Genomic DNA, 23,491 nt, shown 5'->3' with positions numbered 1-23,491 from the left:
GCTGTTGCGACGACCGTGGGGTCAGCGGGACAAGGCCGGGGCGGACTACAGGTCGAACTCGGTCGGCGCGATCCCCAGCGCGAAGCACGCCTCGCGGACCACGGCCTGCTCCGACTTGTCGAAGTCGCCGTCGGCGCCGCCGATGACGATGCCGATCTGGATGACGGCACGCGCCTCCGTCGGCTTCTTGCTGACCTTGCCGATGGTCTGCAACACGCTGACCTTGCCGAAGTCGAAGTCCGCCGTGAGCTTCTGGCAGTAGTCGTTGAAGCGGGTCTGGAGGTCGTCCGCCGTGAAGTTCTTCAGCACCTCATTGGTGGCGATCAGCGAAGCGACCCGCTGCCGCTCCGAGGGGTCGATCGAACCGTCGGCCGCGGCGACGAGCGCGCACATGGCCATGCTGGCATCCCGGAACCCGCCGCTCTTGAGGTCGTTCTTCTTCGCTTCGAGCTGCGTCTGCATCGTCTTCGCAGAGTCCTTGAACCGGTCCCACAGGGCCATCAGCCGTCTCCTCGTTCACCAGGTAGATCACCACTTACAGAGGGACAACGGCCGGACGCGGCGGGAAGTGCCCACCGCGTCATCGGGTCTGCCGCCGGGCCGTGATCCAACCGAAGGGCCCTACTCCGCGAGGGCCGCCGCGAGCCGGGTGAGGCTGCTGATCCGCCAGTCCGCAGCGGCCACCACGTCGGGGTCGTCGGCCCACATGTGCCCCCACGGCCCACGCCGCAGATGCACGGTGCGCAACCCGGCGGCCTTGGCGGGGAAGAGGTCGTGCTGCGGATGGTCACCCACGTAGACGGTCTTCTCGGGGGCGGCGCCCGAGGCCGTGACGACCCGTTCGAAGAACCCCGGATCGGGTTTGCTCACGCCCCACTCCGCCGAGGTCACGACCAGATCGGCGGGCAGATCGAGACCGCGCAGCAGCTCACCGGCCTTCGCCGTCTCGTTCCCCGCGACGACGACCCGGTAGCCGAGCTTGCGCAGCGCCGACAGGGCGGGCCGTACGTCCGGGTAGAGGTCGCTCTCGTCGAGATGTTCGCCCCGGCCCGCGACCTCGCGGGCCCGGTAGGCCTCGTTGATGTCCATGCCGGGTTTGAGGAGCCGCAGCGCGTCGTTGTTGTCCCGCCCTTGGGCGGTGACCGCGCCGACGAGCGCGGACACGGTGTGGGTGGGGATTCCGAGCCAGTCCGCCCAGGAACGCCAGTGCCGGTCGTCCCGGGTGAGGGTCTCGCCGACGTCGAACACGATCGTCTCCATCATCGCCTGCACACTACGGGGGCGGATGAGCTGGAGACGGGCCCTCGGCGGGAACACGCGGGCGGGTTCCGGCGATGCGGGCCACGGCAGGGCCGGAGCCGGCCCGATCCGGACGGAAGCCCCGGCGCCCGGACGGAAGCCCCGGCGCGCCCAGCCGGTGAACCGAAGCCCGGCCGGTGGACCGAAGCCCGGCCGCCGGGACGCGAGCCCGGCGCCGGGACCCACGGTGGCCCCCGAGCCCGGCCTCGCGCCCGGCGGCCCGTGACAGACTTACCGTCCGATGAACCTCGACACCACCGACCTCGCGCTCGTCCACCGGCTCCAGGAGGACGGCCGCACGTCCTACGAGACGCTCGCCGCGCAGGTCGGCCTGTCGCGCGCGGCGGCCCGCGCCAGAGCGCTGCGGCTGATCGAGGACGGGGTGGTGCGGATCGTCGGGGTCATCCACCCCGCGGTTCAGGGCCGTACGGTCAGCGCGCACGTGGCGATCGCGGTCGACGGGCCCGCAGCGCCCGTGGCGCGGACGGTGGCCGAACTGTCCGAAGCGGTCTTCGTGACCCTGACCGCCGGACAGCGGCCGGTCATCGCGGAGCTGAGGACGACCGACTTCGACGCGCTGAGCGGCCTGGTGGCGGACATCGGGCGGCTGCCCGGAGTGCGGGGCGTCGACACCACCCCGTACACCCGGGTGCTCAAGGACCCGTATCTGCCGGTGACTTCTCCCGGCGCCGTGACTCTGGACGAGACGGACCACGCGATCCTGCGCGAGCTCCAGTCCGACGGGCGGATGTCGTACGCCGAACTGGCCGACCGGATCGCCATGTCGGCCGCCGCAGCCCGCTCCAGGTCACTGCGGCTGCTGGAGGCCGGGGTCTTCCGGGTAGCGGCGCTGGTCCGGCCCGGCACGCTGGGAATGGGCCACCTCGCGGGTTTCGCGATGCGGCGCTCCGGCGGTGAGCGCGGGGCGGCCGGGGTGCGCGGCCTGCTGGCCACGGACCAGGTGCAGTTCGCCGCCGAGTGCGTGGGACGGGCAGATGTGATCGGCACGGTGGGCGGCGAGACGCTGGCCGACGTGCTCGGGTCGCTGGAGAAGCTGCGCGCGCTGAAAGGCGTGCACGGGCTGGAGAGCTGGCTCCATCTGGAGTTGGTCAAGGAGCGGTACGACTCGCTGACGGGCTGAGCACACCACACCGCCGCGCCCGCGCTCGAACGCAATGCGCCGCCCCATCCGAGGGGACGCACCGCCGCATCCCGGCCCACGGCACCCCGCCCGAACGTTTCGTTTGCCGCCACCCCGCCCCGCGAGACGCTTCGCTCGCACCGACCGCGCCCCGCGAGCGAAAAGTTTCCAGCCTGGCCCTCTGGATAATCGTTCGCTCGCGTCGTACTGTCACATGCAGCGAATCGCTCGTACGCGCCCTTACCGGTCGTCGATTCGTTTCCCGGCCGCTGCTGCCACACCCGCACCGGCGCCCGAGCGGCCGACAGCGCCCGCCCTCCGGGACCGCACGCCCTTTCCTGCACTACGGGAGCACCCTCATGGCCACCACCACACCCGCAGCACCCTCGGACCGCACCCTCCTCGTCACCGGCGGCACCGTCCACACCCTCACGCCCTCGGGCCGGACCGAGGCGCTCGCCGTGCGCGGTGAGCGCATCGTGCACGCGGGTACGGCCGACGACTGCCGAGCGGCGCTGGACGGCCGGATCGACACGCGGCTGGACCTCGAAGGGCGCCACCTGCTGCCCGGCTTCGTCGACGCCCACTGCCACCCGGTCATGTACGGACAGAACCTCGCCTGGGCCGACGTGCGGCCGGAGACCGTCCCGGACATCGACGGCCTGGTCGCCGCGCTGCGCGCCCACGCCGGAGGACTCCGCCCCGACGCGGCCGTCCGGGGCTTCGGCTACGAGCACCGCAGGCTGGCCGAGGGCCGCCACCCCACCTGCCACGACCTCGACCGCGTCGCCACCGACCGCGAGGTCTACGTGATGAACGCCTCGGGCCACGGCGGCGTCGTGAACACCTACACGCTGCGCAAGTACGGCATCACGGCCGGCACCCCCGACCCGCTCGGTGGCCGCATCGGCCGCACCGCGTCCGGCGAGCCCAACGGCGAACTCTGGGACGGCGCGTGCGACCTGCTCACCGGCCCCGACGGCGTGAAGATCACCAACCACGGCCCGAACTTCCACCTGGACGACCCCGAGGACGTCATGCGCGGGCACCTGCTGCGCGCCCAGGAGACCTTCCTCGCCGCCGGTGTCACCACCATCGGCGACGCCCAGGCGTCCCGCCGCGAGCTGGGCACCTATCTGCGCGCCCGCGACAGCGGTGACCTGCGGATGCGTACCTCCGTCTATCTGACGTCCGCACTGCTGGACACCGCGCTCGACCTCGGTCTGAGCCACGCGCTCGGCGACGACTCGCTGCGCATCCAGGGCATCAAGCTGTACGCGGACGGCACGCTGGGCGGCTGGACCGCGTACTTCCCCGAGGGGTACGTCTCCGACTGCTGCAACCACGGGTAGCTCTACCACGACCCCGCCGAGTACGCGGAGCTGGTGCTGCGCGCGCACCGGGCCGGGTTCCAGACCGCGACCCACGCGCAGTCCCCGTACGCCATCGGCATGGTCCTGGACGCGGTCGGCGAGGCGCTCGCCGACACGCCCCGCCAGGATCCCCGGCACCGCATCGAGCACTGCGGGCTGCCCACCGACGACGAGATCGCCCGGATGCGGGAGCTGGGCGTCCACGCCGTGCTCCAGCCGCAGCACCATCTGCGTACCGGTGACGCCACGCTCACCGCGATCGGTGACCTCGGTCACCGTTACAACCCGGCGGGACTGCTCCGGTCCGCCGGTACCGAGTTCGCCTTCAGCTCGGACGCGCCCGTCGCGCCGCCCCGCCCGTTCGAGGCGATCGCCGCCGCCGCGAGCCGGGAGACCGTCCTGGGCACCCGGCTCGGCACTCCGGAGATGCGGCTGGCCGTCGCGGACGGCATCCGGGCGCACACGCTCGGAGGAGCGCGCGCGCTGCACCGCGAGAACGAGGCAGGCAGCCTGCGTGCCGGCGCCTTCGCCGACTTCGTCATCACCTCCGCCGACCCGTACGGGATCGAGGATCTCGGGACGCTCGCGACGACCGGCGTCGACGAGACCTGGATCGGCGCCCGCCGGGCCTGGGCCGCGACTGCCTGACCGGGGACCGGCCGGCGGACGGGCCACCCGACCTGCTCACAGGCCCGTCCGCCGGTTCGTCCGCCGGTTCGCCCGGCGCTCTGCCGACCCCGCGGTCCGCGAGTCCCCCCGGCCGGTGATTTGTCCGGCCGGCGCACCATTGATCCCAGGCTGTTCGCCGATCCCAGGCTGTTCACCGATATCGGCACACCGCGCCCGCGGCTCGCCACCGTGAAGGAGTACCAACGATGAGCACCACCGCACAGCCGGGCCCGCCGGGAGCCCGCGTCGCCGAGAACGCCGACGGCGGGCCGGGCCCCGCCGCGAGCGCGGTCGAACAGCACGGTTACGACTTCATCCCCGAGTCCGAGCGCTACCTGACCCCGCGCCAACTCGGCTTCTTCTGGGCGGGGATCAACTCGTACCAGTTCTTCTTCGTACTCGGCGCCGGAGCCATAGCCCTCGGCCTCTCGCTCCTCCAGGCCGTGGTCGCGGTCGTGCTGGGCAACGCGCTCTTCGGGCTCGTCGCGTACAGCTCGATCGCCGGGCCGCGGGCCGGACTGCCCGCGCTGACGCTGAGCCGGGCGCCGTTCGGAGTGTTCGGCAACCGCATCAACGCGCTGTTCACCTGGGCCATGTCCCTGGGCTTCAAGACGGTCAACGGGCTCCTCGGCGTCTTCGCCGTACTCGCCCTCTTCGACCGGCTCGGCTGGCACCACTCCGGCGCCCCCGGCAAGATCCTGGCGACCCTGCTCGTCCTGGGCGCGGCCATCGTCATCGCCGTCACCGGACACCGGCTGCTGGTCAAGGTCCAGCCGTACTTCGCCGTGGTGGTGGCCGTGATCTTCGCGCTGCTGCTCTGCTACACCGTCGGCGGCGTGGACTGGCACTGGCAGCCCCCGCACCACTCCGGGGGCGGTGGCAACTGGCTCGTCCTGATCCTCTCCGCCGCCGCGCTGATCGCCTCGGGCTCCCTGTCCTACCTGGTGGTCTCTCCCGACTACGCCCGCTACCTCCCGTCGGACACCCCGGTGCGCAAGGTCTTCCCGAGGGTGCTGGGCGGCGGCGCGGGCATGGCCGTCTACCTGGGCATCGTCGGCGTCCTCGTCGCGACCCGCACCGACCTCACCGACCCGGTCGCGGGCGTCCAGCCCCTCGTACCGGCCTGGCTGTACGTCCTCTACATCGCGGCCTGCTTCATGGGCTCGATCTCCAACAACGCCTCGGTCTTCTACTCGTCGGGCCTGGCCGTCCAGGCCGTCGGCATCCCGCTCAAGCGCTGGCTCGCCACCGCCCTGGACGCCACGCTCGCGCTGGCCGCGGTGCTGCTGATCCTCTTCGTGTACGACTTCGAGACCGCCCTCAACGACTTCCTGTCCCTGGTCAACGTCTGGGCGGGACCGTTCGCCGCGGTCTGGATCGTCGACGGCATCCTGCGCCGCTGGCACTACGACCAGCACGACATCCACACCAGCGACCGCAGCAGCCGCTACTGGGGCAAGGGCGGCGTCAACGTCCAGGGCCTGATCGCTCTCGTCTGCGGCATGGCGACCGGCCTGCTCAGCATCAACTCGCCGCTGCTGCACGGCTGGCTGAGCGGTCACCTCGGCGGCGCCGACGTCTCCTGGTTCCTGCCGATCCTGGTCTCGGGCGCGGTCTATCTCGCGCTGGCCGGACGGCGCGTACGAGGGGAGCGTGCGACGGCCTGAGCGGAGTGCGGGCGCCGTCTCCGGCAGGGGGGAGATCGCGCACGGAACGGGTGCCCCGGCGCCGCGTCCGGAGGTCGTGCGGGCAACACCGCCCACTCGCACAGGTGTTGGTGTGTGGCACGATCTTCGGAGCGGCGATCCGCGGAGGCAGGGATACCGGCCCGCGTCTCGCTCGCCGCGCTGCGTTCAGATCCTTGGAGGAAACCCCATGTCGACAGAGTCGTCCCGTCCGCAGCAGTCCCGGTCGACCGCGCCGATCGACACCAGCAAGCCGCACCCGGCACGTGTCTACGACTACCTCCTCGGTGGCAAGGACAACTACCCGGTGGACCAGGCGCTGGCCGAGAGGCTGACGGTCGAGGCGCAGGAGGGGGCCAGGGAGAACCGCGCCTTCATGCACCGTGCGGCCGACTGGGTGGCCCGCAGCGGCATCGATCAGTTCCTCGACATCGGCACCGGCATTCCGACCGAGCCGAACCTCCACCAGATCGTCCAGGGGATCAATCCGCTGGCCCGGGTCGTCTACACCGACAACGACCCGATCGTCCTGCGGCATGCCGAAGCGCTGCTGGTCAGCACGGTGCAAGGCGCCACCGACTACATCGAGGCCGACGTCCGCGAGCCCACCCGGATCCTCGAACACGCCCGCAAGCTCCTGGACTTCAACCGTCCGGTCTGCGTCTCGCTCATCGCCCTCATGCACTTCGTCCCCGACGAGGACGACCCGTACGGCATCACCCGTACGCTGGTCGACGCCCTGGCCCCCGGCAGCTGCCTCGTGCTCTCCCACCTGACGGCGGACTTCCTGCCCGAGGAGCGGAACAAGGTCGGCGAGTACCGGGCGAGCGGGATCAACCTGCGCCCCCGGAGCCGGGCCGAGGTCGAGCCGTTCTTCGAGGGCCTCGACCTCGTCGAGCCGGGCCTGGTCACCCGCTGGTACAAGGACACGCCGGCCCCGGTGAGCACCGGCATCGAGCTCGGCTACTCCGGAATCGCGTACGTCCGCTGAACCCGTGGCCGGCTCCGCCCGGCCACGGAAGCCCCCGGGTTCTGAGCTGGCCGGATGCAGAGCCAGGACGGCTTGCACGAGGGCTGTGATCCGGGTGGTGGAGCACCGGATTTTGCGGAGCAGCCGCTCTCTTGGTCGAAAATCCATCTACCAGGGGCTTCATCACGTTGTCAGCCCAACGGGCAAGCTGGCGAACCAAGTTGAAGAGATTTCCGTGAGCCGCAAGCCCAAGCTGATGTGTTCTCAGCCGACCCGAGCACGCGGGCGCTGCTTGCGGGTGGTTCGCTCTCAGCAGTGGCGTGCATGGATACATCGCCGAACCGTGTGTCTCTGCAGGTCAGTGGTACCTTTTTGCTGGCAGGGTGTCAGATCGCTTCGTCCCACTGAATACCGAGGGGCAACTCCGCACACTGTGCTTGCCCGAGGCGGGCGGACGGAGTGAACCAGACCGCTGGACCCCTCGTCTTGCAAGGCGACGCCCGACTGGCGTCTTCGCCGCGTCGAAGGCGGCACACACCTGTTCCGAAAGGCATGGCTCAGATGACCATTTCACGTGCACGATCAGGCAGCACATTCTCGTGGTTGCGAGGCAAGCGATCCAAGCTGGCGCTGGCGGCGGTATCGGCCGGCGCGCTCGCGCTCACCATGGGCAGCGCCGGATCCGCAAGCGCGGACCAGAACGCGCAGCTCCATTCCATCTTCGTGTATCCCACGGGCGGGGCTCCCATAGCATGCCTGGACATCCTGGGCGGCTCCGCCGCGAACGGCACCCCGGTCCAGGCCTACGACAAGTGTCACTTCGATGGGTCGGTGACCGCCTCCCAGACGTGGACCGAAATCACGGCCGGCAGCACCATCCGGTCCGCTGTCTCCGGCAAGTGCCTGGACATCGTTGGCGGCGGGAAAGCCGCCGGCACCAAGGTGGACATGTACACCTGCAACGGCACTGGCGCCCAGGTCTGGATACGCAATGCCAACGATTCCTTGTACAACCCCCAGTCCGGCAAGTGCCTCGACGTCCCGGGCGGCGCTACTGGGGTCCAGGTACAGATCTGGAACTGCACCAACTCCTCCGACCAGCTTTGGCTGCAGCGTTTTGGTAAATGACCTGGGCTGATATGCGCGACACGCCGTGCGCTGTATCCGCGAGTAGCGGCCTGACCGCCGAACGGCGGGCGTTCCGGGCCCTGTTGTGGCTGGAGGCAGTCGAGCGGTTCAGGCGCGATGAACCCAATACAGGCAAACACGGACGAACACCATGAGAGCCCTCCACTCTGACCGTGTGGGCAGGTAGTTGGGGGCGGTGGCTGGACGTGAAGAAGCTCCTGGTAGGCGGGTTCACAAGCAAGATCGCCTGTCCCGCCAGGAGCTTCCGCGTTCTTGTCCACCCGTCTGGCGTCGATGTCCACCTCGGTCCTGCGCTGCCTAGCCACTCGGCGGCGGACCAGCCGCCGTCGCGGGCCCCGGTGGCGCCGGCTGCCCGTCGACCGGCAAGCGCTCCTGTTCCTCGCCCACTTGCGCTCGGGACACACTTACCCCCACCTCGCCGCCGGTTTCGGGATCGGCTCACACGCAAACCCGCGCACCCGTCGAGCGGGCCATCGGATCGCGGGCATCCCGGGATGCCGCAGCCGGCCGAGCGGCGCCGCTTGATTCCCGCCCGGGCATCACCAGCGCTCTGCCCGTCCTTGCCGTCCGTCCCTTCTCCCCGTCGGATCCCGTCGGGCTCCGTCGGACCCATCCGGTCCTCGTCCCGGAACGGGCACCGGTGCCTCGGCGTGATCCGGCAGGTTGTCGACGGCGCCCGTCGGAATCCGGTGCGGTGGGCGTCCCGCCTTTCGCTTTGATCTGTGCGCGCAGCACCCGTACGTCGTCGGCGAGCGTCGATACGACGGTGCCGCTCCGGATCACAGTTGTGGAAAGTGCCGCCGCAGGTGCTGCGGCCCCTGTCGCCCGGCCAGGGCTTCTCCGTGCCCTGCCCTTACGCCGTCACTACATCGTTCTCGCTACGTTCCCCAGACCTGAAAAAGCCCTCCCGTGAGGGAGGGCCGGCCGCAGTGCGGCGAGAGTGCCCCCGGCAGGACTCGAACCTGCGGCCAAGCGCTTAGAAGGCGCCTGCTCTATCCACTGAGCTACGGGGGCCGATGGTGGCCTCGGCGGCCTGGAGCCCCGGTGATACGGGTGCGTGACCTTGCCGGGGACCAGGATAGGGCTCCGTTCGCCTGCTCCCCGTTGCTTCACCTCCGTGGCACGATGTGGAGGTTCGGTGAAGCGAACTGATAATCGCAGGCAGGTGCGATTTGCGCACGGCTTTTGACGTCTCATGTCGCGGGTGTTGTGTACTCGTTATGCCTGCGTCCCACTCGTCCCGAGTGTCCCGCGTGTCCTAACGGCCCTGATCGGCCCCGATTGGCGCGCAGAAGTGGCTATACGCTTCAAAAAGCCAATTAAATTGGGCATTCTTCGCATGTGGTGACCTTGGATGTACGGCCTCAGCTGATTGACGCACTCTCCGCCCTGCGTGACCGAGTCGCCGCCGTGCGCCTTCCGCTTCCCCTCCCGGGGGCACCGCGCGCACGACGGACGCGGACGGAACTGCTGGCGCAGCTCGACGACTATCTGGTGCCCCGGCTCAGAGCCCCGGAGGCGCCGCTGCTCGCCGTGATCGGCGGGTCGACCGGCGCCGGGAAGTCCACCCTCGTCAACTCCCTGGTGGGCCGGCGGGTCAGCGAGGCCGGGGTGCTCCGGCCCACCACCCGGACCCCGGTGCTGGTGTGCCATCCCGACGATCATCACTGGTTCTCCGGGCTGCGGGTCCTGCCCCAGCTCACCCGCGTATGGCTGCCGCAGCAGGACGACACCGGCGAGGACGACGGGCCTCCGGAGCCGCACGGCGCCACCAGCGGCGCACTGCGCGTCGAAGTGGTGGAGAACGTGCCGCGCGGGCTCGCCCTGCTCGACGCTCCCGACATCGACTCGCTCGTCGCGGGCAACCGCGCGCTCGCCGCGGAGCTGATCTGCGCCGCCGACATCTGGGTCCTGGTGACCACGGCCTCCCGGTACGCCGATGCCGTGCCCTGGCATCTGCTGCGTACCGCCAAGGAGTACGACGCGACGCTCGTCACCGTCCTCGACCGGGTACCCCACCAGGTCGTCGGAGAGGTGTCACGGCAGTACGGCGCCCTGCTCACCCGCGCCGGGCTCGGGGACGCGCCGCGCTTCACCATCCCCGAGCTGCCCGAGTCCGCCGGCGGCCGGAGCGGGCTGCTGCCCACCACCGCCGTCGCACCCCTGCGCGCCTGGCTCACCCACCGCGCTCAGGATCCGGCGGCCAGACAGCAGTCGCTGGACCGCACGGCGAGCGGCGTGATCGATTCGCTCGGCGCGCGGATGCCCGAGCTGGCCGCGGCGGTCGCGGTGCAGTACTCGGCGGCCGTACGGCTCACCGGCACGGTCGAGGAGGCGTACCGGAGCGAGGGCGAGCGGGTACGGGCGCGGCTCAAGTCCGGGGCGGTGCTGGCCGGGGACGCGCGGACCCGGTGGCGCGGCTACCCGCTCGACAGCTCGTCCGAGGAACTGCTCGACGCGCTGGTGGAGAGCCTGGCCGTGCTGCTCCAGTGCGCGGTGGCCGCCGCCGACGAAAGGGTCCGCGAGAGCTGGCGGCGCGAACCCGCCGCCGACGGGCTGGAGATGGAGGCGGTGGAGACCGGCGAGCGGGTCGGGCTCGCGGTACGGCGCTGGCGGCGGGTCCTGGAGGAGCTGGCCGACGAGGAGGTGCGGGAGCTGGACCACTCGCCCGCGCCCGACCCGGAGGCGGTCGCGGCCCTGCTGGCTGCCGCGCTGCTCGGCGGGAAGCGGGCACGCAAGGCGGGGGAGCGGTTGGCCGAGCGGATCGGCGCACAGGGAGCGCTGCGGCTCCGCGACAAGGGGGCGGAGCTGGTCAGCACATACATCGACCAGGTGCTCGGCGCCGAACGCGACCGTCGGCTGGCGCCGCTGGACGCCCTCGACGTGAGCCCCGAGCCGCAGGCCGAGCTGATCGCGGCGTTGTCCGTACTGCAGAAGGAGAGGTGCCCGCGATGAGCGAGGCGACTGGGGTGACCGAGGCGGCTGGGGTAACTGGGGTGGCTGGGGTGTCCGGGGCGGCTGGAGCGACCGGGATGGCTGAGGTGGCGGTGTCTGCTGGGTCTGCTGGGCCCGCTCTGTCAGCTGTGGTGACTGATGCGGTTGAGAAGGCTGAGACGGCCGAGGATCGCTGGGGCCCGGAGCCGGACGAGAAGGCAGGTGCGGACCGTACTGCCGATGCGCCCGGGGGCTACGACTTGTCAGGGACCACTGGGACCGCCGAGATGATCGAGGCCGCTGAGGTCACCGAAACCTTCGGGGCTTGCAGGGTTGCTGAGGCCTCCGGGATCGGAACCGCCGTGACTGCCGAGACCGCCGTGACTGCCGGGGCCACTGGGATTGCCGAGACTGCAGGTGGGATTGCCGAGACTGCAGGGACTGTTGGGACTGACGGGGCCACCGGGACCGCTGAGACGGCGGGGGCTGCAGGGACCGCCGGGACCGGCGGGAGCCCAGCGATGCCCGGACAGGTCGGCCACCGCTGGGACGACGGCTTCATCGCCCGGCGGGCGGCCGGGCGCGACAGCGCGCCGGGCAGCGCCCGCGACTTCGACATGCGCCCGCTCCCCGAGTCGTACGAGGACTTCCCGCGCTCCGTGTCGTACGGCGCCGACCTGCGCGCCCGGCTGGACGCCCTGCGGGAGCTGGTGGGCCTCTCCCGTACCCGGCTCGAAGGTACGACGCTGACCGAGGCGGGCAGGGTCCTCGACGAGGCGTCCGCCCGCCAGCGGCTCTCCTCGCAGCACACCGTCGTCGCCATCGCGGGTGCGACCGGCAGCGGAAAGTCGACGCTCTTCAACGCCCTCGCCGGGGTGGCGATCTCGGAAACCGGGCTGCGCAGGCCCACCACGTCCGCGCCCCTCGCCTGCAGCTGGACGGACGGTGCCGCCGGGCTGCTCGACCGGCTCGCCATCCCCGGGCGGCTGCGCCGCAGGCCCTGGATGAGCGCGGGCCCCGGCGACGAGCTGCACGGCCTCGTACTCATCGACCTGCCGGACCACGACTCGGCGGTGACCGCCCACCGTGACCAGGTGGACCGGGCGATGGAGCTGGTCGACGCGGTGATCTGGGTGGTCGACCCGGAGAAGTACGCGGACGCGGCCCTCCACGACCGCTACCTGAAGCCGCTCGCGGGCCACGCCGAGGTCACCTTCGTGGTGCTCAACCAGATCGACAGGCTGCCCGGTGACGCCGCCGACCAGGTGCTCGACGATCTGCGCAGGCTCCTCGACGAGGACGGGATGGCACTCGGTGAGCACGGCGAGCCCGGTGCCACCGTCCTCGCGCTGTCGGCGCTCACCGGGGACGGAGTGGGCGAACTGCGGGAACTGCTCGGCCGGTTCGTCCGCGAGCGGGGTGCGGCGGCACGCAGGCTGTCCGCGGACGTGGACGCCGCGGCGGACGAACTGCGCTCGGTGTACGTGGCCGAAGGGCACTCCGGGCTCGGCGAACTGGCCCGCGAGGAGTTCGGCGACCGGCTCGGCGACGCGGTGGGCGCGGCGGCGGCGGGCGAGGCCGCGGAGCGCGAGTGGAGCAGGAACGCGGTGAAGGCCTGCGGGACACCGTGGCTGAGGCTCTGGCGTTGGTACGAGTCCACGCGCGCGCCCGGCGGCCTCGAACAGACGGCGGCGGTCACCGAGCCGGAACCGGCCGGGACGGAGCCCACCGCCCGGCAGCGGGTGGAACAGGCCGTGCGTACGGTCGCCGACGAGGCGACGGACGGGTTGCCCGCACCCTGGGCGCAGGCGGTGCGCGAGGCGGCCGTACGCGGGGCCGACGGGCTGCCCGAGGCGCTGGACGAACTGGCGGAGGCGACCGTTGCGCAAGAACCGGGCGGCCGTACGTCCCGGCCCGCCTGGTGGCCCGCGGCGGTACTGGCCCAGGTGATGATGACGGTGCATCAGATCCTGGGCGTCCTATGGCTGTTGGGTGAGACGGTGGGCGCGCTCGACGCGGGCCCGCTGACGCCGCTGCTGGTGATGGTGGCAGGCACCGCGGGCGGGCCGGCCGTGGAGTGGGCCTGCGGAATGGCGGTACGGGGCCCGGCCTGCCGGTACGGGCAGGAGGCCGAGCGCAGGCTGCGGGAGGCCGCCGGGGCGTACGGCCGGGCAAAGGTGCTGGACCCGGTGGCCGCTGAGCTGCTGCGTTACCGGGAGGTGCGGGAGCAGTACGTGACGGTGAACGGGTTGTCCACAACCGGCAAGTAATCCACAGGCGCAAGCAGAGTCGGCCTCCCCGGGCCAGCATGGAAACCGCAACGGACAAGCAGGCGAGGCCAGGTCAGGTCGGGCCGATCAGGCCGGATCGGGCCGATCAGGCCAGGTCTGCCGGGTCGGGCCGGACCGGCGAAACGGCCGGCCGAGGACCAGCACGGGGAGGCAGGAATCATGAGCGACACCTTGGTGACGTTGGTGGGAAATGTGGCGACGCAGCCGGAATTCCGGGAGTCGGTGGCCGGTGGAATGTCGCGGTTCCGGTTCGCGGTGACCCCCCGTCGCTGGGACCGGCAGAAACAGAACTGGGCGGACGGACCCACCAGCTTCTACACGGTGTTGGCGTGGCGGACACTTGCCGCGAATGTGGCTGGTTCGGTCTCGGTCGGTGAACCACTCGTCGTGCACGGCAGGTTGCGGGTGCATGAAGAAGAGCGGGACGGGCAGCGCAGATTCTCCGCAGACGTCGAAGCGGTGGCGGTGGGACACGATCTGACCCGTGGGACCTCGGCGTTCAAGCGTGTGACCAGGGCTGATCCGTCCCTGACGGAGCGTCCGAAAGCCTTGGTGCCCTGACCGGTGGGGCTGCCGGACCGGTGGAGATTTGTCGATACACCAAGGTGACAGAGGTATGCGGGATAACGATTCCGATTCGGAATGGTTGTCCGGGGGCTTGTGTGGAGACTGTGTTGCCCGCGTGTCCTTAGGATTCCCGGATACTCACGGGCCATTTGAGTCTGCCGGCGAGGAACTTCCCCCACGCGTACCGCGAAGCGAAGCGCAGCGCGCGAAGTGTCCTCGCCCGAAGGGGAATTCTGTGTTTTCTGCGGTTTCTGCTGTTCCTGGTTCCTCCATACGGCGTCGGGGTACCTCCCGTCTCGCCGCTGCGGCCCTGGCCGCAGGACTGGTCGCGGGTGGCGCCATAGCCACTGCCGCGCCCGCGTTCGCCGATGACGCGCCGGCCAGCTCGTCCGGTGTCAACGCCACCCTGGACAACCCGGGCGTGGTGGTCGGCGGCACGGTCAAGATCAACGGCGCCAACGAGACGGCCGGGCTCTTCGAGCTCAAGGTCGACGGCGGCGGCACCATCAAGACGTACTGCATCGACCTGCACAACCACACCCAGGCGAACACCTCGTACCGCGAGGTCACCTGGGCCGAGTCCTCGCTTGCCGGCAACGGCGACGCGGGCAAGATCCGCTGGATCCTTGAGCACTCGTACCCGCAGGTGACGCCCGCGGACCTCGGGCAGACCCTGAACGTCACCCTGAACGACGCCACGGCCGCCGCCGCCACCCAGGCCGCGATCTGGCACTTCTCGGACCACGTCGACGCGGTGCCGAAGGACGAGGCGGGCCAGAAGCTCACCAAGTACCTGGAGGAGAAGGCCAGCAACGTCGCCGAGCCGGCCGCTTCGCTCTCGCTCGGCCCCGCCGAGGTGGCGGGTCACCCGGGTGCGAACCTCGGTCCGGTGACCGTGTCCACCAACGCGGCCAAGGCCGAGGTCGCGCTCGCCCCCGACGCGCCGCGGGGCGTCAGCGTGGTCGACAAGGACGGCAAGCCCGTCACCACCGCCGTCAACGGCACGCAGCTCTTCTTCAAGGTGCCGGCCGGCACCGAGCCGGGCTCGGCCAAGCTGACCGTCAGCGCGCAGACCGCGGTGCCGATCGGCCGCGCCTTCGTCAGTGACTCCAAGAGCCAGACCCAGATCCTCGCGGGCACCAGCACCGCTTCGGTCAGCGCGGTCGCCTCGGCGAACTGGGCCAGCCAGGGTGCCATCCCGGCTGTCTCCGCCAAGAAGGACTGCGCCAAGGGCGGGGTGGACATCACCGCCTCGAACAAGGGCGACGAGGCGTTCACCTTCGAGCTGGCCGGTCAGAAGCACACGGTCGAAGCCGGTAAGTCGCAGACGGTGACCGTCCCGGTCGCCGAGGACCAGGCGTACGACTTCACGATCAAGGGTCCGAACGGCTTCGAGAAGCGCTTCCAGGGCGTCCTCGACTGCAAGACCGCCGGTAGCACCCCGGTGAGCACCGGCACCCCGACGCCCGCGCCCAGCGCGGCCTCGGCCGGTGGCAGCACCTCGGGCTCGCAGGGCGGGGACCTCGCCGAGACCGGTGGCTCCAGCTCCACCCCGATCATCGCCGGTGTCGCGATCGTCCTCGTGGTGCTCGGTGGCGGCGCGGTCTTCATGCTCCGCAGGAAGAGCGCTTCGGGTCAGTGATCCGGAATCCGGCCTGCCGGTGATCCGGCCGGTCAGCGGTGAGTGATCGCCGCTCCGACACAGAGTGACTGAGTGGCCGAAACGGCCCCGGTACGCCCCTCGGCGTACCGGGGCCGTTTTCGTCGGGGGGCGGAGGTGCGGCAAGATGGGGTGTATCTGCCCACACATCGATTGCCGGACGGTTTCTCTTGGCTGAGTACATCTACACCATGCGCAAGACGCGTAAGGCGCACGGCGACAAGGTGATTCTCGATGACGTCACCCTGAACTTCCTGCCCGGTGCGAAGATCGGTGTCGTGGGCCCCAACGGTGCCGGTAAGTCCACGGTGCTGAAGATCATGGCGGGCCTTGAGCAGCCCTCCAACGGCGACGCGTTCCTCTCGCCCGGGTTCAGCGTCGGCATCCTCATGCAGGAGCCGCTGCTCGACGAGAGCAAGACCGTCCTGGAGAACGTCCAGGACGGCGCCGCCGAGATCATGGGCAAGCTCAAGCGCTTCAACGAGGTCGCCGAGCTGATGGCGACCGACTACTCCGACGCGCTCCTCGAAGAGATGGGCAAGCTCCAGGAGGACCTGGACCACTCCAACGCCTGGGACCTCGACGCCCAGCTCGAACAGGCCATGGACGCCCTGGGCTGCCCGCCCGGCGACTGGCCTGTCGTCAACCTCTCCGGTGGTGAGAAGCGCCGCGTCGCGCTCTGCAAGCTGCTGATCGAGGCGCCCGACCTGCTGCTGCTCGACGAGCCCACCAACCACCTGGACGCCGAGTCGGTGAACTGGCTGGAGCAGCACCTCTCGAAGTACCCGGGTGCGGTCGTCGCCGTCACCCACGACCGGTACTTCCTGAACAACGTCGCCGAGTGGATCCTTGAGCTCGACCGCGGCCGTGCGCTCCCCTACGAGGGCAACTACTCCACGTACCTCGACAAGAAGGCCACCCGCCTCAAGGTCGAGGGCCGCAAGGACGAGAAGCGCGCCAAGCGGCTCAAGGAAGAGCTGGAGTGGGTCCGCTCCAACGCCAAGGGCCGCCAGACCAAGTCCAAGGCCCGTCTCGCCCGTTACGAGGAGATGGCAGCCGAGGCGGACAAGATGCGGAAGCTGGACTTCGAGGAGATCCAGATCCCGCCGGGCCCGCGGCTCGGGTCCATCGTCGTCGAGGTCGAGAACCTCTCGAAGGCCTTCGGCGACAAGGTCCTCATCGACGACCTGTCCTTCACGCTGCCGCGCAACGGCATCGTCGGTGTCATCGGCCCGAACGGCGCGGGCAAGACCACGCTGTTCAAGATGATCCAGGGCCTGGAGACGCCGGACTCGGGCGCCATCAAGGTCGGCGACACGGTCAAGATCTCCTACGTCGACCAGAGCCGCGCCAACATCGACCCCAAGAAGACCCTCTGGGCGGTCGTGTCGGACGAACTGGACTACATCAACGTCGGCCAGGTCGAGATGCCTTCGCGGGCGTACGTCTCCGCGTTCGGCTTCAAGGGTCCGGACCAGCAGAAGCCGGCCGGTGTCCTCTCCGGTGGTGAGCGCAACCGCCTCAACCTGGCGCTGACCCTCAAGGAGGGCGGCAACCTGCTGCTCCTCGACGAGCCCACCAACGACCTCGACGTCGAGACCCTGTCCTCGCTGGAGAACGCGCTCCTGGAGTTCCCCGGTGCGGCCGTGGTCATCTCCCACGACCGCTGGTTCCTGGACCGCGTCGCCACGCACATCCTGGCGTACGAGGGCGACTCCAAGTGGTACTGGTTCGAGGGCAACTTCGAGTCGTACGAGAAGAACAAGATCGAGCGCCTGGGTGCGGACGCGGCCCGCCCGCACCGTGCCACGTACAAGAAGCTGACGCGAGGCTGACCGTGCGGCACATCTACTCCTGCCCCCTGCGCTGGTCGGACATGGACGCCTTCGGGCACGTCAACAACGTCGTCTTCCTGCGGTACCTGGAAGAGGCGCGGATCGACTTCATGTTCCGGCTGGCGCCGGGGGACGGCTCGCCGTCGTTCTCCGGCGGGTCCGTGGTGGCCCGGCACGAGATCGACTACGTGCGTCCGCTGGTCCACCGGCACGAGCCGGTGACCGTCGAGTCCTGGGTGACGAAGATCGGCGCTGCCTCGCTGACCATCGCCTACGAGGTGAAGGACCCGGACCAGGTGTACGTCAGGGCGTCGACGATCGTCGTCCCGTACAACCTGGAGGCGCAGCGTCCGCGGCGGATCACCGCCGAGGAGAAGTCCTACCTCCAGGGGTACCTGGACGAGCCGGGAACGCTCGCCGCATGACGGCGCGCCTGGCCTTCGCCGACGCGGGGGAGGCGGCGGATCTCGCCGCCTTCCTGGCCCGGCTGATCCACTACGACCGGGCCGCCGCGGTGCGCTTGCAGGCGCGGGCCGACGGCGGCACGGGCAGGAGTACGGCAGGCAGCGGTACGGCAGGCAGCGGTACGGAGCACGGGCTGGCGGTCTTCGGCCGCCCGCCCTCCTTCGAGGTGCTGGCCGTCCGTACGGCCCGGCTGGCGATCCCGGTCGAACTGGACGTCACCGTCTCCGCCGGTGAACTCCTGGAGTCCGTCGACGAGTCGGGCGGTACCGCCACGGTCCCGGGCGCGGTCACCGGGCCGCCGTGGGCCGGTGTGCTGCCGCCGCGCGGGGGCTGGCAGCAGCTCCCGGGGCTGCCGTCGCCCGACGCGCTGCGCGCCGCGGTCGCGGCCGTGGTGGCCGAATTCCGCACCCGTACCGAGGCGTTGACCGCCGAGCTGCGCACCCGCGCAGAACTCGACCGGATCGGGCGGGAGATCTGGTCCCGGCCGGTCGGCGACACCGGGCTGCCGGTCCGTGCGCTGCACGCCGCCCAGTCGCTCGGGTTCCTCCGCCCGGTACGGGTCGCCGTACCGGAGCGCCCCGTGGAGACCGGGCGGGACGAGCCGTTCGCGCTGTTCGGCGCGGGTTCCTGGCTGCGGCTGCGTACCCCGTACGGCTCGACCGCCGTCCGGAGCGCGTCGGCCCTGGGAGGGCTGAGCGTCACCCCGGCGTGAGCGGGCGGCCGTACGGTTCGCGGGTGCTACAGGTGGGGCCGGGGCGTCACGCGCAGACCACCTTCGCGTCGGCGAGGTCGGTGTGGTCGTACCAGTTGACGTCCTTCACCTTGTCGACCCGCAGGGTCAGCAGCTGGACGCCGGTGATGTCCACGGTGGGCTGCCAGAGCGGGGCCGTCCTGTTCAACTCCCCGCTGCGGCCCAGCGACGTGACGTCGCCGAGCACCGAGACGGTGACCCGCGGATCCTTGTCCGCGCCGCGCATGTCGTCGTCGATGCCCGCCGTCATGGAGAAGGACGAGCACTGACCGCCGAGGTAGAACGTCACCGTCGCGTCCGAGTTGGTGCCGAGGCCCTTGGCGTAGGTGGTCCCGAGCATGGTCAGGGTGTGGCCGTCGCCGGGGGCTTCCTCACCGTTGCTCGTGTCCCGTTCCCAGGGCCCGTATCCGCCCTGCGCGTCGATGAACGGCAGATCGCTCAGATAGTCGGTACCGGCCTTCGGCGCGGCGGCCACCGGGGTGTCGACGCCGGCGACCGCTGCCGTCGTGCTGCCCGCGTGGGTGACGGACACGGCGGCGCGCAGACGGACCGTCGGGGTGGTCGGCGCGCTGTCCGCGCGGACCGTCCAGCTGAGCGTGGCCGACTTGCCGGGGGCGATCCGGCCGGTGGTCACGGTGGCGGGGGTCGTCAGCCGTACGCCCGCGGGCGGTGTCAGCACCGCGCTGACCCGGTCGGTGGACGTCAGCCCGTTGCCGTTGCGGACCGTCGCCGTCACCGTGAGCGGCTTGGCCGGGTCCAGGTAGGGGCTGGCCGTCTTGAGTGTCACCCGGTCGGCCAGACCGTCCTTGCGGAGCTGGTCCCGCAGCGCGGTCGCCAGCCGGACCGGGTCTCCGGACGGGGTGGCGGGCAGCGGCGTCCTCTTCGCGATCCAGTCCTCCCCGACCGTGTACCAGTCGATGGCGGCCGGAGCGGTGCCCTGGGCCAGCGCGGTGTCCAGCGACCGGAAGTACTGCTGCCAGCGGCCGAGGTAGTAGTCCCCGACCAGCCCGGACCACTCGCGGTTCGCGTAGTCGCCCAGTCCGGCGTCCACGCCCGAACGGCCGCCCCAGTTGGTGATGAGCGACCGCATGTCCCGCTGGACGGCCGCCTTGTCAGCGGGAGTGGTGGCGGCGTCCGAGCCGTACTTCAGCCACCCGCCGAGCTGGAACTCCGGGCGTGAGCCGAGCAGGGCGTCCAGGGTGCTCATCGAGCCCAGCCACTGCTGGGAGAGCTTCTTCAGCAGCGGTCGGTCCTTGGCGTCGTACGCGGCCATGATCTGCGGAAGCCAGGACCGGCTGCGGTTGGAGAGGACCTGCCGGGCCACGTCGACGACGTCGTACTGGTAGAGCGCGTTCCCGCGCAGCGCGGGGGAGACCTGCAGCAGTTCGTCCAGGGCCCGTTCGAAGGCGACCGGGTCGTAGCGCATGGCGTCCGGCGACCAGGCCGCGGCGTTGGTCGTGGTCAGGCTCGGCGCGGCGCCGAAGAGTCCGTCCTGGGCCTCGCTCCAGCCGTCCGCGGGAAGGGAGTACGCGGTACCGGAGATGATCTTCCAGGCGGCCTCGGCGTGCGGATCGGCCCCGTAACGCGCGTCGGCGAACCGGCTGAACCACTGGGCCTGGTCGGGCGCGGCGGGCTGCCAGGCCAGCTCGGTCAGGAACTCGAACGCGGCGTCGTTGTTGTCATTGGCCTCAGGAAGTACGGCGATGCCGTCCAGCGCGGTACCGGGCCGGTCCAGCTGGGCGAAGAACCGCTTGTTCCAGACGCCGGTGTTCGCGCCGAGCGTCGTGTGGCCGCCGAAGTTCCAGATCGCTCCGAACGCGTACGGGGTGCCGCCGAAGAGCTTGTTCGGGTCGGCTGTCGCGTCGGAGTCGGCGTACCGGTCCGTCAGGCCGTCGACGATGAGCATCCGCGACCGGTCGACCCCGCTGAGCAGCGCCGCTCCCGGATTGCTCTGCCAGCCGAGTATCACCCAGGTGGCGTCCGGGTGGGCCAGGTCCAGTGCGCTCTGCACCGCCTTCGCGGCGTCGCCCACCGGGACCGTGCCCGCCTTCCCGCCCTCGTGCAGCAGGTCCATCTTGAAGGCGCCGGTGTCACCGAAGAGCTGCTTCTGGGAGCGGTAGAAGGCCGCCGCCACCTTGCCGAACACCGCCGTGCGCGGGTCGAGCCAGTCCGGCCGCCGGGTGCCGCTCCAGTCTCCCTGCGGGACGACCGCCGCTCCGGGGTTCTTCGCGACGAAGCCGGAGGGGACCGTACCGAAGTAGCCCGGGAAGACCGGCTCCATCCCCATCGTGCGCATCCGGTCGGCGATCTTCCGGCCGAGCGCGGCACGGGAGTCGATCAGCGCCTGGCTCTCCTGGTCCGAGGTGAAGTTGGACATGTTCTGGAGCAGCCACCACGGCTGGTGCGCGGGCATCGGGATCCAGGCCCGCATCTCGGCTTCCGAGTAACCGAACTGACGCATCGTCTGCTGGTACACCGCCTCCATGCCCACCGGCATGAAGAACTCGTTGATGCCGTGCAGCGCCGCCACGTCGATCTCACGCTGCCAACGGTCCCAGTCCCAGTAGGCGTTGGTGTAGCCGTCGGCGGTGTCGTTGGAGAGGACCCGGTGCGAGACATTGGCCGTACGGGTGACGGTCGACGCGGGAAGCGGGGGCCTCCCCTTCACGGCCAGGGGTTCGGCCGAGGCGTCCGACGACCAGGAGGTGTCGCGGTGCGCGGTGTACTTGAGGTACTGGCCCACGCCGTTGAGCAGCGCGCTCGGTGAGCTCCCGGATATCAGCACCTCGCCCTTGTCGCGGCCGATCCGGTACTGCTCCTTGCCCGACGGCGCGGGGGCGAGGGTGCCCAGTTCGATCTTCGACGACCAGCCGGGGATCATCCGGTCGACCACGCCCCGCGCGGCGGCGGTGGAGAACGCGGGGCGGTCGGGCCGGGCCGGTGCGGCGGCGGATGCCGTTGCCGGGCCGCTGCCGAACATGCCGACCACAAGGGCCAGCCCGAGCCCGCCGACGGCGGCGGTTCGGAAGGGACGCATGAGAACCCTCGATTCTGCGGGGTCCAGCGGGCCCTGGTGGTGCCGCTGGCAGGAAGAGAGATGGGGGAGGAGCAGATGGGGCAAGAGCCTTGTGACGGGGGAGAGTTACTAACGGACGGTTCGTTAAGATGGTTCACCGGGGTGTCCCTGTCAAGAGGTTGTGCCTGCCATGAGGTTGGTCGTTCCTGTCACGAGGTCGTTCCTGCGATGAGGTTGTGCCTGCGATGAGGTTGTTCCTGTTATGAGGTTGTTCCTGCCAAGGGGGCAGAGTTGACGTCCAGCGAAGCGGCCACCGGGCCGCACGTTCTCCGGCGGATCAATGAGCGGGTGGTGCTCGAACAGCTGCGGGTCGCCGCATCCCTGCGGCTGTCCGAACTGATGGAGAGCACCGGGCTGTCCCGCCCCGCCGTCGCCCGCGCGGTGGCCTCACTGACCGAGGCGGGCTGGCTCCAGGAGGTCGCCGAGTCCGACCAGCCCGAACGCCGGCTGGGACGTCCGGCCCAGCGGGTGCGTTTCTGCGCCGAGCGGGGCCATGTGCTGGGCATCGACGCGGGTCCGCACAACGTACGGGTGTGCGTGGCCGATCTCGCGGGCCGGGCCGTGGCCGATCACAAGGTCGAGAAGGGGTCGGGCTCCTGGGCCGCGGCCGATGTCCTCGCGGCGATCACCCGCTGCACCGACGAGGCGCTGGAGCGGGCCGGACTGCGGCGGTCCGACATCTGGTCGGTCGGGGTGGGCACGCCCGGCATCGTCGACGAGGCCGAGGGCACCGTGACCCTCGCGCCGAGCATCCACGGCTGGGCGGGCCTCTCGGTGGGCCAGGAGATCCGTGCGGGGTTCGACTGCCCGGTCTACCTGGACAACGAGGCCAACCTCAGTGCGCTGGCGGAGAGTTGGACCGGAGTGGCGGCCGGGACCCGGCACTCCGTCTTCGTCCAGTGGGGCGCGCGCATCGGTCTCGGCATCGTCATCGACGGGAAGCTCCACCGGGGCGGCGCCTCCGGCGCGGGCGAGCTGGGCTTCGTCGATCTGGCCATGCCGCCGGATGCGGACGAGCCGCCGGTGCCCCGGTCCGGCGCGGGCGGGAACGAGGGCGAGGGGGAGGGGGAGCGGATGGGCGCCTTCGAGCGGCTCGTCGGGGCCGCCGCCATCGTCGAGCTGGCGGTGTCCGAGGCGGAGCGCGCGGGCGACGAGGAGTTGCGCCGCGCGCTGACCACCCCCGACCAGACGGTCAACGCCGGTACGTTCTTCGCGGCGGCCTCCCGGGGCGACAACGCGGCGGTCACCCGGACCGTCGAACGCGTGGCGGGCCGGTTCGCGCGGGGGATCGCCGTCGCCGCGCTCGTACTCGACCCGGACCTGATCGTCATCGGCGGTGGCGTCTCGCAGTGCGGCGCGCCGCTGCTGGCTGCCATCGAACGGCGGCTGCGGCCCCGGCTGCTGACCGCTCCACGGCTGGAACTGTCCGCGCTCGGCGCGCGCTCCGTGGCCACCGGGGGCATCCGCCGCGCGCTCGACGAGGTCCAGGCGCGGTGGGACCGGGGCGCGTTCGAGAAGTAGACCTCATGCGAGGTGCGCGGCTCACGGGGCGCTCGGTCGATGGGGTGTCCGGCTCACGGGGCACCCGGCTCACAAGCTGTCCGGCTCACAAGCTGTCCGGCTCAC

General features: G+C 70.7%; 16 protein-coding genes, 1 tRNA gene and 3 pseudogenes. 15 read left to right on the top strand and 5 right to left on the bottom strand.

Annotation, left to right across the window (positions count from 1 at the left end):
* Nucleotides 1-45 precede the first annotated feature (45 nt).
* Nucleotides 46-501, bottom strand: coding sequence for a tellurite resistance TerB family protein (locus tag OG709_RS11590; RefSeq protein WP_250298490.1), 456 nt, complete (start codon nt 499-501; stop codon nt 46-48).
* A 120-nt stretch (nt 502-621) separates the two neighbouring features.
* Entirely contained in the window at nt 622-1,263 is a 642-nt protein-coding gene (locus tag OG709_RS11585) for an HAD family hydrolase (protein WP_250298489.1), read from the bottom strand.
* Nucleotides 1,264-1,540: 277 nt separating this feature from the next.
* Here OG709_RS11585 and OG709_RS11580 point away from each other — a divergent pair, with 277 nt between their 5' ends.
* The 5 genes and pseudogenes from OG709_RS11580 to OG709_RS11560 all read left to right on the top strand — a co-directional run bounded on the left by OG709_RS11580 (nt 1,541) and on the right by OG709_RS11560 (nt 7,158).
* Nucleotides 1,541-2,440 (top strand): Lrp/AsnC family transcriptional regulator, encoded by a 900-nt coding sequence (locus OG709_RS11580; RefSeq protein ID WP_266643135.1) that lies wholly within the window; start codon nt 1,541-1,543, stop codon nt 2,438-2,440.
* Nucleotides 2,441-2,799: 359 nt separating this feature from the next.
* Nucleotides 2,800-3,792, top strand: a complete 993-nt coding sequence (locus tag OG709_RS11575) for an amidohydrolase (RefSeq protein ID WP_329165927.1) — start codon at nt 2,800-2,802, stop codon at nt 3,790-3,792.
* A 21-nt stretch (nt 3,793-3,813) separates the two neighbouring features.
* Nucleotides 3,814-4,461 (top strand): annotated as a pseudogene (locus OG709_RS11570) (amidohydrolase family protein); the annotation flags it as partial.
* A 227-nt stretch (nt 4,462-4,688) separates the two neighbouring features.
* Nucleotides 4,689-6,149: a purine-cytosine permease family protein gene (locus OG709_RS11565; protein WP_329165925.1), complete on the top strand. Its 1,461-nt coding sequence runs from the start codon at nt 4,689-4,691 to the stop codon at nt 6,147-6,149.
* 208 nt (nt 6,150-6,357) lie between these two features.
* Nucleotides 6,358-7,158, top strand: coding sequence for an SAM-dependent methyltransferase (locus OG709_RS11560; RefSeq protein WP_250298485.1), 801 nt, complete (start codon nt 6,358-6,360; stop codon nt 7,156-7,158).
* Between the two features lie 42 nt (nt 7,159-7,200).
* On the opposite strand, the pseudogene OG709_RS11555 reads toward OG709_RS11560, so the two are convergent.
* Nucleotides 7,201-7,284 (bottom strand): annotated as a pseudogene (locus OG709_RS11555) (IS5/IS1182 family transposase); the annotation flags it as partial.
* A gap of 414 nt (nt 7,285-7,698) precedes the next feature.
* Between OG709_RS11555 and OG709_RS11550 the strand changes: the two are divergent.
* Both OG709_RS11550 and OG709_RS11545 read left to right on the top strand, forming a co-directional pair.
* Complete coding sequence (locus OG709_RS11550; protein ID WP_250298484.1) at nt 7,699-8,265, top strand: ricin-type beta-trefoil lectin domain protein; 567 nt, start codon at nt 7,699-7,701, stop codon at nt 8,263-8,265.
* A 242-nt stretch (nt 8,266-8,507) separates the two neighbouring features.
* Nucleotides 8,508-8,727 (top strand): annotated as a pseudogene (locus OG709_RS11545) (transposase family protein); the annotation flags it as partial.
* A 500-nt stretch (nt 8,728-9,227) separates the two neighbouring features.
* Here OG709_RS11545 and OG709_RS11540 read toward each other — a convergent pair.
* A tRNA-Arg gene (locus OG709_RS11540) sits at nt 9,228-9,300 on the bottom strand.
* Nucleotides 9,301-9,636: 336 nt separating this feature from the next.
* Here OG709_RS11540 and OG709_RS11535 point away from each other — a divergent pair.
* The 7 genes from OG709_RS11535 (at nt 9,637) to OG709_RS11505 (ending at nt 18,750) form a co-directional block, all read left to right on the top strand.
* Nucleotides 9,637-11,241 carry a dynamin family protein gene (locus tag OG709_RS11535; protein ID WP_250298554.1) on the top strand — a complete coding sequence of 535 codons (1,605 nt, stop codon included), beginning with the start codon at nt 9,637-9,639 and terminating at the stop codon, nt 11,239-11,241.
* 500 nt (nt 11,242-11,741) lie between these two features.
* Nucleotides 11,742-13,490: a GTPase gene (locus tag OG709_RS11530; RefSeq protein ID WP_329165922.1), complete on the top strand. Its 1,749-nt coding sequence runs from the start codon at nt 11,742-11,744 to the stop codon at nt 13,488-13,490.
* A gap of 180 nt (nt 13,491-13,670) precedes the next feature.
* The gene (locus tag OG709_RS11525) at nt 13,671-14,072 is read left to right on the top strand and encodes a single-stranded DNA-binding protein (protein ID WP_250298482.1); all 402 of its coding nucleotides are present in this window, start codon (nt 13,671-13,673) and stop codon (nt 14,070-14,072) included.
* Between the two features lie 241 nt (nt 14,073-14,313).
* Nucleotides 14,314-15,720, top strand: a complete 1,407-nt coding sequence (locus OG709_RS11520; protein WP_266643140.1) for an LAETG motif-containing sortase-dependent surface protein — start codon at nt 14,314-14,316, stop codon at nt 15,718-15,720.
* A 188-nt stretch (nt 15,721-15,908) separates the two neighbouring features.
* Nucleotides 15,909-17,573: an energy-dependent translational throttle protein EttA gene (ettA, locus tag OG709_RS11515; protein WP_250298480.1), complete on the top strand. Its 1,665-nt coding sequence runs from the start codon at nt 15,909-15,911 to the stop codon at nt 17,571-17,573.
* 2 nt (nt 17,574-17,575) lie between these two features.
* Nucleotides 17,576-17,998 (top strand): acyl-CoA thioesterase, encoded by a 423-nt coding sequence (locus OG709_RS11510; protein ID WP_266643141.1) that lies wholly within the window; start codon nt 17,576-17,578, stop codon nt 17,996-17,998.
* Nucleotides 17,995-18,750 (top strand): hypothetical protein, encoded by a 756-nt coding sequence (locus OG709_RS11505; protein WP_250298479.1) that lies wholly within the window; start codon nt 17,995-17,997, stop codon nt 18,748-18,750. Before OG709_RS11510 ends, OG709_RS11505 begins: the two co-directional genes overlap by 4 nt.
* 46 nt (nt 18,751-18,796) lie before the next feature.
* On the opposite strand, the gene OG709_RS11500 is transcribed toward OG709_RS11505, so the two are convergent.
* On the bottom strand, nt 18,797-21,826 hold the full coding sequence (locus OG709_RS11500) for an alpha-N-acetylglucosaminidase TIM-barrel domain-containing protein (protein ID WP_329165917.1): 3,030 nt from the start codon (nt 21,824-21,826) through the stop codon (nt 18,797-18,799).
* Nucleotides 21,827-22,096: 270 nt separating this feature from the next.
* Here OG709_RS11500 and OG709_RS11495 point away from each other — a divergent pair, with 270 nt between their 5' ends.
* Nucleotides 22,097-23,386 carry an ROK family transcriptional regulator gene (locus OG709_RS11495; RefSeq protein WP_250298477.1) on the top strand — a complete coding sequence of 430 codons (1,290 nt, stop codon included), beginning with the start codon at nt 22,097-22,099 and terminating at the stop codon, nt 23,384-23,386.
* Nucleotides 23,387-23,491: the final 105 nt, after the last annotated feature.

The sequence above is a fragment of the Streptomyces sp. NBC_01267 genome (assembly GCF_036241575.1).
Classification (GTDB): Bacteria; Actinomycetota; Actinomycetes; order Streptomycetales; family Streptomycetaceae; genus Streptomyces.
Note: the sequence above shows the minus strand (reverse complement) of the source record. Positions and strands in the feature narration are given on the sequence as shown.

What these genes read in the sequence shown, in the direction of transcription:
- OG709_RS11590 (WP_250298490.1), bottom strand. Translation starts at nt 501, where the DNA reads ATGGCCCTGTGGGACCGGTTCAAGGACTCTGCGAAGACGATGCAGACG.
- OG709_RS11585 (WP_250298489.1), bottom strand. Translation starts at nt 1,263, where the DNA reads ATGATGGAGACGATCGTGTTCGACGTCGGCGAGACCCTCACCCGGGAC.
- OG709_RS11580 (WP_266643135.1), top strand. Translation starts at nt 1,541, where the DNA reads ATGAACCTCGACACCACCGACCTCGCGCTCGTCCACCGGCTCCAGGAG.
- OG709_RS11575 (WP_329165927.1), top strand. Translation starts at nt 2,800, where the DNA reads ATGGCCACCACCACACCCGCAGCACCCTCGGACCGCACCCTCCTCGTC.
- OG709_RS11565 (WP_329165925.1), top strand. Translation starts at nt 4,689, where the DNA reads ATGAGCACCACCGCACAGCCGGGCCCGCCGGGAGCCCGCGTCGCCGAG.
- OG709_RS11560 (WP_250298485.1), top strand. Translation starts at nt 6,358, where the DNA reads ATGTCGACAGAGTCGTCCCGTCCGCAGCAGTCCCGGTCGACCGCGCCG.
- OG709_RS11550 (WP_250298484.1), top strand. Translation starts at nt 7,699, where the DNA reads ATGACCATTTCACGTGCACGATCAGGCAGCACATTCTCGTGGTTGCGA.
- OG709_RS11530 (WP_329165922.1), top strand. Translation starts at nt 11,742, where the DNA reads ATGCCCGGACAGGTCGGCCACCGCTGGGACGACGGCTTCATCGCCCGG.
- OG709_RS11525 (WP_250298482.1), top strand. Translation starts at nt 13,671, where the DNA reads ATGAGCGACACCTTGGTGACGTTGGTGGGAAATGTGGCGACGCAGCCG.
- OG709_RS11505 (WP_250298479.1), top strand. Translation starts at nt 17,995, where the DNA reads ATGACGGCGCGCCTGGCCTTCGCCGACGCGGGGGAGGCGGCGGATCTC.
- OG709_RS11500 (WP_329165917.1), bottom strand. Translation starts at nt 21,826, where the DNA reads ATGCGTCCCTTCCGAACCGCCGCCGTCGGCGGGCTCGGGCTGGCCCTT.